This window comes from Rickettsia australis str. Phillips (assembly GCF_000273745.1).
Taxonomy (GTDB): Bacteria; Pseudomonadota; Alphaproteobacteria; order Rickettsiales; family Rickettsiaceae; genus Rickettsia; species Rickettsia australis.
Window position 1 is genome coordinate 1 of the sequence record NZ_AKVZ01000007.1, and the last position, 12408, is coordinate 12408.

Below are 12408 nucleotides of genomic sequence, written 5' to 3' on the forward strand. Positions count from 1 at the left end.
GTTCATATTCCTTATCTAGTCTTGTTTTAAATTCTTCTTTTAACTTAGCAAAATAATTATTATCAATTATACCGCGTTTTACTAACTCATTTGCGTAAATATTTCCAGGGGTCGGTTTGCTTTTAATAATGTCATACATCTTGCCTTGAGTATACATCGGCTCATCGCCCTCATTATGCCCGTATTTACGGTAACAAATAATTTCTACTACAACATCCTTACCGAATTTTTGCCTATATTCTACCGCAATATTGGTAGCTTTTAACACTGCTTCTATATCATCACCGTTAACGTGTAAAATCGGAGCAGCGCTGATTTTAGCAAACTCCGTAGAATATCTGCTAGCTCTAGTATCCTTAGCATTAGCCGTAAAACCTAGCTGATTGTTAATGACGAAATGTAATATTCCGCCGATATTATAAGCAGTGAGCTGTGACATTGATAGACTTTCAGCAACTACGCCTTGACCACAAAAAGCAGCATCACCATGTACTAAAATAGCCTTAACTTTACTGCGTTGAGTATCTACAAGAATATCCTGTTTTGCTCTTACTTTTCCTGCAACTATAGGATTTACTGCTTCCAAATGTGATGGATTATCGGCAAGTGATAAATGTATTTTCTTATCCTCTATGACTCTATCTGATGAATAGCCTAAGTGATATTTCACATCACCTGAAACATTTAACTCATCAGGAAATACGCTACCGCTTATGAAACCCGCAATAACAGCTTTATATGGCTTACCTACTACTTTAGTCAGAGTGTTTAATCTCCCTCGATGTGCCATACCGATAACGATTTCTTCAACGCCTTGATTCATGGATAAATCTATAGCTTTACTCATAGCAACTATAGAAGCATCTCCACCCTCAACAGAAAAACGCTTAGCTCCAGGAAATTTTGTATGTAGATATTGCTCAAACCCTTCTACTTCTACTAAATCATTTAAGATAGTTTTTTTGTCTTCAGCAGAAAATGTAATTTCGTTTTCTAGCTGACTATATAACCAGCTTTTTTCTTCTACATTTTCTATTTGTTCAAATTCAACCCCGATAGAACCTGTATAAACTTTATCGAGCTTGGTAACTAATGCAGATAATTTACAGTTCCAAGTACCGACAAATTCATCCGTAACATTGATATTTTCTTCTAACTGGCTACTATCAAGACCAAAAATTTCTATATTAAGCTTTAAATCATTTTTTGTTTTACGTAGCTCAAGACCAAGTGGGTCAAGATTCGCTAAGTAATGAGCATGCTTGCGATAAGCATTAATCATTTCCTTAGCTTTTAAACTACTTAGGACTTCAGAAGATAGATTATTATGTAACGGTTCTTTTTTTATTTCATAAGGAATAATTATCTTTGCCGTACTTTTATTAAGCACAGCACTATTATCCTTAATACCGGCAAAAAATTCTTGCCAAGTTTGATCAACCGAGGCGGAATTGGCTAAATATTGCCTATATAGCTCTTCAACAAAAACAGCGTTCCCAGCAAATAAATAACCTGTTTTTTTTAAATATTCTTCCATATTATTGTTTGTATTATTTGTTTTTGTCATAAGCCGTCATTGCGAGCGACTGTAAGGAGTGTGGCCATCTCAGGAATTTGCACGAGCTTGCTTCATCAATTTACTATATTAAATTTCCTCGCAATGACGATTTTATTACTATAAATATTTCCCTTCTAAATACCCTATATACACTTCAGGGTTAATTTTTTCCTCACCGCTTGCTGCCTTTAGTAAATCAGCTGAATTTTTTAATGAACCTAGATTTCTAAAATTCTTATTTAGATAATTATTGATATTACTAAAATCGCCTTTTAATATATTATCTTTTATATTAGAATGCATCTCTTTTACTTTCTTCATCACCATTGATGCGATAATTGCACCGTTTGTATAGGCGGGAAAGTAACCGAAATTTCCATGTGACCAGTGAATATCTTGAAGACAGCCGTTACTGAAATTTACCGGTTTAACGCCTAAATATTCCTGCATCTTACTATCCCATAAGCTTGGTAACTCATCAAGATTCAAGTCACCATTGATAAGCATTTCCTCTATCTCAAAACGTAATATTACATGCATCGGGTAAGTTACCTCATCTGCATCCACTCTTATAAAATCAGGTTTAACTCTTGTAATTTTTCTATATAAATTTTCTGCTGAATATTCTTCGCTTTTAAAAGCAAATTCATCTCGAAGTAATTTAGCTAAAAATTCTGTAAACTCTTGTGATCTACCTACTTGCATTTCCATAAATAAAGATTGGCTCTCATGGAAGGCCATACCTTTAGCAAGGCCAACCGGCTGCCCTTTATACATTTCTGGTAGATTCTGCTCATATAAAGCATGTCCTGTTTCGTGAATAATTCCCATTAAACCGCTTATGAAATTATCTTTATCATACCTAGTAGTTAAACGTATATCATTTGGCGTTCCACCGCAAAAAGGATGAATTGATTCGTCTAATCGTCCTTTTGTTAGATCAAACTGCATAATTTCCATCATGCGTTTTCCGATACGCTTTTGCATTTTAGGAGCTAGCTCGCTGTTCTTTACTAATTCTTTCGCGCTTTTCTGTTTTTCTAAAACTTTATTTATAAGCTGTGGGAGTTCTTTTTTAAGTACTGAAAAAACTTGTTTGATTTCGCTACTTTTTCTGCTTGGATCAAACATATCTATTAATGAGTCGTATAATCCGCAATTAAAAACATCTGCTCGTACTTTAGCAACTTCTTTCATATAATCTAAAACTTTTTGTAAATGCGGTTTGAATAAATTATAGTCATTATTTTTTCTTGCTTTTCGCCAAACAAGTTCGGCTTTAGTAGTAGCAGCCACCAATTTCTTTTGTAGCTGCTCGTCAATACAATTTGCATCTGTTATTTTTCTGTCAATCTCTCTAATATTAACATTCTGCCATTCATCAAGGTGCGTTGATTCTTCTTTTGCTTTGCTAAGTAACTCTTTTAGTATAGGGGATTTGAGCATAGAATGAACAATCGACGTTAAAGTTACTATTTCATTTGTTCTGCTCTCACCTGAACCTATAGGCATATTTACAGCAACATCCCAGTATAATATGCTTAAGATATTATTAAAATGTGCGATGGTCGCAAACTTGTTTTCTAATTTTGTGTAGTTGTTCATATATTCCTTGTTTTTTGTCATTGCTAGTGGACATCATCCGTATGGATACTAAATCGTCATTGCAAGAATAATTACGTAGCAATTCAACAAACCAATCCAGTTAAAAATTCTGTAAATCAGAATTTTTTAATTATTTTTCTAGATTGTCGCGTCTCTTTGCCCCGCGCAATGACGTTTATTACAAATGCAATAACTCCTTTGCTGCTTTTAAACTTGCATTGGTGATTGTTTTACCTGAAATCATGCGAGCGAGTTCCTCCTGTCTTTCAGCTAAATTTAAAGTTTTTACCGTTACTTTCGTTTCTTTCTCTAGCTGTGTTTTCTCGATTTTTATATGCAAATCCGCTTTACCTGCTACTTGCGGCTGGTGCGTAATAACTATTACCTGCGTAACTGAGCTAAGCTTTTTTAACCGCTCACCTACTTTATCTGCGACCTCTCCGCTAATCCCGACATCTATTTCATCAAATATAATAGCCGGTTTTACCATTTTATCAAACAAAGAAGTTTTTAAAGCAAACATGAACCTTGATAATTCACCGCCGGAAGCGATTTTATTCATTGCTGCCGCTGCTGTTCCTGGGTTAGTAGAAGCTTTAAACACAATATCGTCATTGCCGCTGGCTGTCGGCTCTTTTCTAACTTCTATCTCAATCTCAAAAATTGCTTTCGCCATTTTAAGCTGTTTTAGCTCCTGATGCAACGATTCTTCTAGATGTTTTGCAGCAATAAGGCGCTTTGCAGATAAATCGCTCGCTAGTTCATAATATTGTTTCTGTAATAGCACTTCTTGAGCTTTTAACTCGTTACTATTTGCTATTTTATTTTTTAATATACCGAGCTGTTCTAAAGATTTATCTAAAAACACGTCTAACTCATCCGCAGGAACATTATATTTACGGCTAATAGCTTTTATTAAAAATAATCGTTCTTCTGTTTCTTCAAGATTATATTCCTCATAATTAAAACTATCCAACAGATTTGATAATTCTTGGCGTGCTTCTTCTAGATTATTATATGCTTCCTCTAAACTTTTAGCGACAGCTTCAAAACGCTCATTATTGCCTTGCCTTGCTAATAATTTCTCTGCTCTATTAATCGATGTATTTATTTCAGGGTTATTAAGCTGTTCTAGAATATCTTTTATTAGCTGTAAATCCTTATTTTTATTTTGCAAATTTTTTCGTAGATTTGCTAATTTTTCTTCTTCCCCTGTTTGAATGTTCAGTTTAGTTAATTCTTCCGTTGCAAAGCTCAAATAATCAATTTCCTGTTCTATAGAATTTTGTTTAAATGTTATTTCAGCAATTTCTTTTTTGATATTTTGCCAAGTTTGATAGCATTTGGAAAGTCTTGCACGAAAATCCAAAAGATTTCCGTAACTATCTAAAATATCACGCTGCGTACTTGCTTCTAGAAGGGAAATATTATTATTTTGTCCATGAAGCTCGAATAAATAAGTAGCTAATTGCTGCATTATAGTCTTATTAACTACTTGATTATTAATGAAAAAATTTTTTCGTCCTGCGGCTTTTTGCAAACATTTTACAAGCAATAATTCTTCATGTTCAATCAAATTTTGAATCAGAAAATTTTTTATTTCTTCATTTAAAGAGAATATTATATTAACAACAGCGTAGTCTTTTCCACGCTTTATTATATTATTTGAAGTTTTATAACCAAGGCAAAATAAAATAGCATCAAGTAAAATAGATTTACCGGCTCCCGTTTCGCCGGTAATAACGCATAAACCTTTATTAAACTCAATTTCCAGCTCGTCTATCAGAATGAAGTTTTTGACTGAGAGACTATGAAACATACACTACTCTTTAATTTGTATAAGTGTTATTGCATGGATCGGTTTTTCTTACTGTCATCCCGTGACTTGATCACGGGGCCCAGTTTAAAATACTAATTTATTAGTATTTTAAAGTTGTTTTTATGGATCACGTGATCAAGCCACAGGATGACATCTAGTGGGTTTTAAGAACCATGAATATCTTACTACTTAACCAACTTATATGCATAACTATACCACTGACTATCAGGATAGTTGTAGCCTAGCACCGAGGCATATTTTTTTGCTTCATCAGGTAACCCAAGCATCATATAGCTTTCGACTAAACGGTAAAGAGCTTCTACTGAGTGAGAAGTAGTTTGATAATTATCAATTACCTCTTCAAATCTATTAATAGCTGCCATTGGATTCTTTTTCTTTAAGTAAAACCGACCTACCATCATCTCTTTACCTGCTAAATGATCGTTTACTAGGTCGATTTTTAAAGATGAATCAATAGCATATTTAGTATTTGGGAATCTCGCTATTACGTCTTCAAAACTATCTTTAGCTAAGAAAGTTCTAGATTGATCATGATTTACGTCTGAAATTAACATATAATATGATAATGCTTTAAGGTAATATGCATAAGCAATGTCAACATTTGCAGGGTGCAAATTAATGAACATCTCAAGCACATCAACTGCTTCTTCATATTGAGCGGCGAGGAATAAAGAATAAGCCTGCATCAATTCGGCTTGCGGCGTCATTTCATTACCTGGATGCTGGTAAAATACTTTTCCGAATTCTTCCGCAGCTTTCTTATATTTTTTCTTTTCTAACAAAGTAACACCTTCGTTATAAAGAGTAGGAATAGGAACTACTATGTCATCACTGTTTTTTTTGCTTTTACATCCGCTGAAAACTAACCCTATAACTAAAAGGGTACTCAATAATTTTGTTAATTTCATAAAAACTTAAATTCAGTTAATAACTAAATATACATATAGGCTTCAAGAATTTCAAGGATTCAATTTAAAATCTTACAAACTTATAAATTAGATCTATTCAGAAACAAGGCTTTAGGAAAGAATTTGAAGTATACACTTGTACGCAAGGATTCGAGTACTGAATGGACATACAAATTACCCCTAGAAGGAATAGGTCTATATTCTTGGACTTATTTCTCTACCCAGTGTCCTTTATCATTTTTATGATATTTTTTTCTACGGCTGACCATGCTACTTTATGAGCAACTGCCTCCATGATTAAAAGCTTCGCGATAAATATCTTTAGCATGACTTGGAAGATGATTTTTAACTGAATCAGGTAAATCGTTATTATTTTTATAAGGCATAGAAACCTCAGGATAATATTATGCAAATAGATTTCTTACATAACCTCCTTCGAAAGGTAATTTATACATCAATCCGGTACCCGCATCTGTGCGATTGTCTATATACGCTGTAGTGCTGCGTTCCGTGTTTCCTTCAAACCCCTCTTTATAAGATAGGCTCTATAAGAAGTCTAATAATATTTTATAACATCGGAGGTTTTATTTCTATAGGAAAGTTAAATAAAATTTACGACCAAAGACTTTTCATTTTATTAAAAAAGCTGCCGTCATTTTCTTTTTCATTTATGGATTCTTTTTTGAATTCTTCTAGTAACTCACGTTGTCTTTTAGATAAATTTTTAGGTACCTCAACATGAATATGTGTAAGCATATCACCCCTAATAGTGGACCTCATTTTAGACATACCTTTGCTGCGTAACCTTAATTGATCACCGTTTTGTGTGCCTGCCGGAATTGTTAAGTTGACTTTCCCCCCTTCAATTACCGGTACTTCTATCTCCCCTCCAAGAGCGGCATTCACAAAACTAATAGGTAGTTTACAATGTAGATTTGCTCCGTCTACCTTATAAATATCATGTGGTTTTATTGCTATATCAATGTACAAATCACCACTATTTCCGCCTCTAAGACCTGCTTCTCCTTCTCCGGTATGTCTTATTCTAGTACCGTTTTCAACACCGGCAGGAATATTTACCGATAAATTTCGTTGTTTATGGTAACGTCCCATGCCATGACATTTCTTACAAGGATTTTTTATAATTTGTCCGTTACCTTGGCATTTATGACAAGCTTGTTCAATCGTAAAGAATCCTTGCTGAATTCTAGTCGCTCCAACACCGCCGCAAGCATCGCAAGTAGTTACGGTTTCACCTTTTTCAGAACCGCTACCATGGCAAGTATCGCATTTTACTTCGCTAGAAAAACTAATATTTTTTTCTATACCGTGAAATGCTTCCTCCAGGTTAATTGTCAGATCATATTTTAAATCCGCACCTCTAGCCTTACTGGATGTAGGCTTTCTTCTCCCACCTCCCATAAAATCACTAAAGAAGTCGCCGAAAATATCGTTAATATCATGATGGAAACCACCATGATTTCCTCCGCCCCCTCGTGACTGTTGATTTTGAAAAGTATCATGCCCAAAGCGGTCGTAAGCGGCTCTTTTTTGTTCGTCTTTTAGAACATCATAAGCACTATTTATTTCTTTAAATTTTTTTTCAGCATCTTTATCGTCAGTAGTATCAGGGTGATATTGCTTGGCTAATTTGAGATAGGCTTTCTTAAGATCAGCTTGGCTAGCTGTTTTACTAACGCCTAGTATTTTGTAATAATCTTGTGACATAATTTAATTTATAAAATGGGTTGTCATCGGAGCAGCTTTCTCGTCATTGCAAAGAAATTACAAAGTAATGGACGAAGCAATCCAGTTAAAAAATGCTAATTTATAGTATTTTTTATTATTTTTTTCTGGATTGTCACGCTCCTTGCAGTTGCTCGTAATGACGTTAATGAAGTGTTGTATAATAATCTTTACTTCTTCGCTACATCCTGAAAATCGGCATCTACTACTCTGTCATCGTTAGCAGTATTTTCGTCAGTAGGCTGGTTTTCGCTTTGTGCTTTATACATTGCTTCACCGATTTTCATACTAGCTGCAGTTAAATTCTCTGTCTTTTCTTTAATTAAAGCAGCATCTTCCGACTCGAGAACAGCTTTTAAAGCAGATAGTGCTTCTTCAGCAGCTCCTTTATCTTCTGATGATAATTTATCACCATACTCCGTAAGACTCTTTTCAGTAGAATAAACTAAACTATCTGCAGCATTTTTTGCTTCAATAAGTTCCTTACGCTTTTTATCTTCATCGGCATTCTGTTCAGCATCTTTAACCATTTGTTCGATTTCGGCATCGCTAAGACCGCCGGAAGCCTGAATAGTGACTTTCTGCTCCTTACCGCTTGCTTTATCTTTAGCCGAAACATGCACTATTCCATTAACGTCAATATCAAATGTTACCTCTATTTGTGGAACACCTCTCGGTGCAGGAGGTATGCCTTCAAGATTAAACTGACCAAGTAATTTATTACTCGCTGCCATTTCACGTTCACCTTGAAACACTCTAATAGTTACGGCATGCTGATTATCATCAGCAGTTGAGAATATCTGACTTTTTTTAGTAGGTATAGTAGTATTACGATCGATTAACCTTGTAAATACGCCGCCAAGGGTTTCAATACCAAGGGATAGAGGCGTAACGTCTAATAATAATATATCCGTTACTTCTTTATTAAGTACCCCTCCTTGAATAGCAGCACCAAGAGCTACAACCTCATCAGGATTCACGCCCTTATGAGGCTCACGCCCAAAGAATTTCTTTACTGCTTCTTGTACTTTCGGCATTCTAGTCATACCGCCAACAAGTACTACGTCCTGAATATCAGCAGCTTTTAAACCTGCATCCTTTAATGCTTTACGGCAAGGTTCAACGGTTTTTTCAATTAAATCATCTACTAATTTTTCGAATTCTGCTCTAGTAAATTTAATATTTAAATGTTTTGGTCCTGTACTATCAGCTGTAATATAAGGTAAATTAATATCAGTAGTTACTGCAGAAGATAGCTCTTTTTTAGCCTTTTCTGCCGCTTCTTTCAAACGTTGAAGTGCTAAAGGATCATTACGTAAATCTATACCGCTTTCTTTTTTGAATACATCAATTAAATGGTTTAATATTCTTGTATCAAAATCCTCGCCGCCAAGGAATGTATCACCGTTCGTTGATTTTACTTCAAAAACACCGTCACCGATTTCAAGAATTGAAACATCGAATGTTCCGCCGCCAAGATCGTATACTGCAATAGTTTTACTTGCCGCTTTATCGAAACCGTAAGCAAGAGCTGCGGCAGTCGGCTCGTTAATTATTCTAAGTACCTCAAGACCTGCTATTTTACCTGCATCTTTCGTTGCTTGACGCTGTGCATCATTAAAATAAGCAGGTACGGTAATTACTGCTTGCGTTACTTTTTCGCCTAAATAATTTTCGGCAGTTTCTTTCATTTTTTGTAAAATAAAAGCACTAATTTGGCTTGGTGAATATTTATTGTTATCCGCTTCGACCCATGCGTCACCGTTATCGGCTTTAACTATATTATATGGTACGATATCTTGGTCTTTCTTAACCATAGGATCGGTAAAATTTCTACCGATTAATCGCTTTACCGCATATATAGTATTGCGAGGATTGGTTACTGCTTGTCTCTTAGCTGCTTGTCCAACTAATTTTTCGCCATTTGCAAAAGCTATTATTGACGGCGTAGTTCTCTCACCTTCTGCATTTTCTATTACTTTTGGCTCTTTACCTTCCATGACTGCAACACAAGAGTTAGTAGTCCCAAGGTCAATACCTATTACTTTTCCCATAAGATTCCTCGTTTTCTTTTTTTATTTTTGTTTATTATTTAGCGTTGTGCTCCGTATGTCATTCTCGCGTAGGTGCAAATCTAGAACAACAACCTTAATATTGCTTATTGACAAAATAAACCTAAAAAACAACTTTTTATAAGTTTTACTGGCTTCCCGCCTACGCGGGAATGATACCGTGTGCAACAAGCCCTTATATTGTGCTATGGCTTTTTATTTGATATAGTGCGGCTTAAATGATTTTACAAGAGGTGATAATGAAAAAACTACCGATTTTACTAAAACTTTTATGTATTATTAATTTAGTTTTCCTAAATAATATAGTTTTAGCATCTTCTGACGCAAGCAGTGCTATATTTGAAAAAGCGCAGAAAGCAATCGTAACGATTGATACTAGAATTGCCGTATCGGCATGATGATACAAGTAGTTGGACAGGAACAGGATTTATTAATGATAAGAACAACGGTTATATAATTACTAATACTCATGTTGTCGGCGGTGCGTCTATTGGAACTTATTTTGTTACTTTTTATAATGGTGAGCAGGCAGAAGCAAAACTTATCTATTACGATATTTGGCAAGATTATGCTGTTTTAAAAGTAGAGAGTAAAGATATACCGGCATCGGCAACACAAATATCTTTCTCAAATGAGATTTCAAAATTAAATCAAAAGGTTTTTGTAGTCGGTAACACGGAAGCAAAAGGCTTTTATTTCCATACCGGTTATTTGTCTGATCTTTATAATATTGAAGGTTTAATGCCGCAATGTACTTATGTTATTAACCTAAATAGTACCAGTGGTGCTAGCGGTTCACCGGTATTAAACGATAAAATTGAGGCTATAGGAGTATTATACGGTGGTGGTAAAACTCATTCTCTAGCACTGCACGGTGATTACGTAGCTCGCACCTTAGAAAGTTTAAAGAATAATAAACAACCAAGCAGAAAACATATAGGAATAATAAGCGAGTTATATTCTTTAAATAAAGCAGTTAGACATCATAATTTCCCTAAAGAAGAAATGGATAAATATATAAATAAGTTTCCTGACAGTAGAAATAGGGTGATAAGTGTTAAGGCAGTTTTAGCCGGTTCGCCTGCTGAAAAATCTTTAAAAGCCGGTGATATTATTTGGGCAGTTAATGATAAGGAACTTGGCGGCAATTTAGGATTATTTGATAGAGAAATGGATAATTTCAAAGGAATAGCTATTAAACTTACTATATTTCGTGATGGAAAAAAGCTAGAACAAGCAGTAGATTTATATGATGTGAACAATAATAAAATCGCTAAAATGATAAATTTCGGCGGTGCGGTATTTTTTGAAGCCGATGATTATTTTAGTAATAAATCAGGCATTCCACTTAAAGCTTTAAGTATAGCTTCTGTTCAATCTGGTAGTAGCTTTAGCTCTATACCGACATTCTTTACCAAAGATTATAAAAATGTTTATAGATTACAAATTTTTGAGATGAAAGATTTGGCTTTAAGTCACCTTGATGATTTGGTGAAATTCTTACCTGCTATTACTAAAGAGAAATTTATAACGGTTAGATTTAAAAATTATCAACCTTATTACGCTAATTTCGGTTATAATGAACTCATCTCATCGCATGATGATATGATTGCAGATGTAATTCTAGATTCTATAGATACTAAGCCTTATATATTAAAGTATAATACTGTTTCTCATGATTGGGATATGGAAAATATAAAACTTCAGTAACTAATCGATTGTGATAAATTAATAATTTTTAATTAATTAAATAATAATCAATTCAATTCGACTTGTTGCGTTATTACTTCTAAATTTATAATCTTAATTTTAGGAGAATTGCAAATTAGCTCGGTGTGGTTCACTATACTATAATATTCTTACATGGATACTAAAGTCATCATTGCGAGCAGCCATAGGCTGCGTGGCAATCTCATAAATAATAAAAAATTCCTGAGATTGCTGCGTCAAATTACTATATAATTTTCCTCGCAATGATGGGGTGGTATCCACGTGGGCAATGGCATCAACCCACCACTAATTAACCATTTTTCCTAAAATAATTAATAAATTTAGGAAAATTAATGAGAAAACAAACAGTACCCATTTTACCTACATCAGATTTAAGTCAATATAAAACTCCAAGCCTAAATTCCCTCGATTCAGAGAGAGAAATGAAACCTGCATCGGTAAATAGTGATATAGAGGAGCTGGAAGTGTTATTTAAAGATAAAACAAAAAGTGGCATAAAAGCTTTTATATAGTGCATTAAAGGTATGCCTTGAAAATAATTCTAATGCTTTATTACACGAAGCAGCTGAACAGGGTAAAAAAGATTTAGTAATAGAGATCTTAAAAGTAAATCGGAATTCTATAGAGTCTACGACTCCTCAGGGTTTATCGGTATTACATTCGGCAAGTGCAGGAGTTAATAATAAAGATGTGACTGAAATCCTATTACCTACTTTAGTAACACAAAAAGATGCTTCAGGTCCTACTCCGTCATTTTATAACACTAATAAAGAAATAATAGCAATATATTACAACATTATGAACGAGATGTTATAGACCGGCTGAAGATATGCAAGAATATTTAAAAAATGAGATGCTTATAATTGGAAACACTAAGCATATAATAAATGGAGATTGTATAGAAAATTTGTAAATTATTAGACAAACCTCTTCCTTGTAAAGTTAATG

9 protein-coding genes and 1 pseudogene are annotated in these 12408 nt (G+C 34.3%); 3 read left to right on the forward strand and 7 right to left on the reverse strand.

Going from position 1 to position 12408, the window contains the following annotated elements; genetic code table 11:
- The 7 genes from A452_RS0100790 to dnaK all read right to left on the reverse strand — a co-directional run.
- Positions 1-1537 (reverse strand): thiamine pyrophosphate-dependent enzyme (locus A452_RS0100790; protein WP_025999529.1); only part of this gene is annotated, 1537 nt, incomplete at its 3' end.
- 138 nt (positions 1538-1675) lie between these two features.
- Positions 1676-3163 carry a carboxypeptidase M32 gene (locus tag A452_RS0100795; protein WP_014413130.1) on the reverse strand — a complete coding sequence of 496 codons (1488 nt, stop codon included), beginning with the start codon at positions 3161-3163 and terminating at the stop codon, positions 1676-1678.
- A 178-nt stretch (positions 3164-3341) separates the two neighbouring features.
- The gene (gene recN / locus A452_RS0100800; protein WP_014413129.1) at positions 3342-4982 is read right to left on the reverse strand and encodes a DNA repair protein RecN; all 1641 of its coding nucleotides are present in this window, start codon (positions 4980-4982) and stop codon (positions 3342-3344) included.
- Between the two features lie 185 nt (positions 4983-5167).
- Positions 5168-5911 (reverse strand): outer membrane protein assembly factor BamD, encoded by a 744-nt coding sequence (locus A452_RS0100805; RefSeq protein WP_014413128.1) that lies wholly within the window; start codon positions 5909-5911, stop codon positions 5168-5170.
- A 275-nt stretch (positions 5912-6186) separates the two neighbouring features.
- A complete protein-coding gene (locus A452_RS12915) occupies positions 6187-6297 on the reverse strand; it encodes a ChaB family protein (protein WP_014413127.1) in 111 nt (36 codons plus the stop codon).
- Positions 6298-6523: 226 nt separating this feature from the next.
- A complete protein-coding gene (gene dnaJ, locus A452_RS0100815; RefSeq protein WP_014413126.1) occupies positions 6524-7639 on the reverse strand; it encodes a molecular chaperone DnaJ in 1116 nt (371 codons plus the stop codon).
- Positions 7640-7827: 188 nt separating this feature from the next.
- Entirely contained in the window at positions 7828-9711 is a 1884-nt protein-coding gene (gene dnaK / locus A452_RS0100820) for a molecular chaperone DnaK (RefSeq protein WP_014413125.1), read from the reverse strand.
- Between the two features lie 236 nt (positions 9712-9947).
- Here dnaK and A452_RS07805 point away from each other — a divergent pair.
- From A452_RS07805 to A452_RS12440, 3 genes and pseudogenes are all read left to right on the forward strand, one after another.
- Positions 9948-11439 (forward strand): annotated as a pseudogene (locus A452_RS07805) (S1C family serine protease).
- 353 nt (positions 11440-11792) lie between these two features.
- Positions 11793-11972: a hypothetical protein gene (locus A452_RS0100830; protein WP_014413122.1), complete on the forward strand. Its 180-nt coding sequence runs from the start codon at positions 11793-11795 to the stop codon at positions 11970-11972.
- 178 nt (positions 11973-12150) lie between these two features.
- Entirely contained in the window at positions 12151-12276 is a 126-nt protein-coding gene (locus tag A452_RS12440) for a hypothetical protein (RefSeq protein WP_014413121.1), read from the forward strand.
- Positions 12277-12408: the final 132 nt, after the last annotated feature.

Coding starts and splice junctions, on each gene's coding strand:
- A452_RS0100795 (WP_014413130.1), bottom strand. CDS start 3,163: ATGAACAACTACACAAAATTAGAAAACAAGTTTGCGACCATCGCACAT.
- recN (WP_014413129.1), bottom strand. CDS start 4,982: ATGTTTCATAGTCTCTCAGTCAAAAACTTCATTCTGATAGACGAGCTG.
- A452_RS0100805 (WP_014413128.1), bottom strand. CDS start 5,911: ATGAAATTAACAAAATTATTGAGTACCCTTTTAGTTATAGGGTTAGTT.
- A452_RS12915 (WP_014413127.1), bottom strand. CDS start 6,297: ATGCCTTATAAAAATAATAACGATTTACCTGATTCAGTTAAAAATCAT.
- dnaJ (WP_014413126.1), bottom strand. CDS start 7,639: ATGTCACAAGATTATTACAAAATACTAGGCGTTAGTAAAACAGCTAGC.
- dnaK (WP_014413125.1), bottom strand. CDS start 9,711: ATGGGAAAAGTAATAGGTATTGACCTTGGGACTACTAACTCTTGTGTT.
- A452_RS0100830 (WP_014413122.1), top strand. CDS start 11,793: ATGAGAAAACAAACAGTACCCATTTTACCTACATCAGATTTAAGTCAA.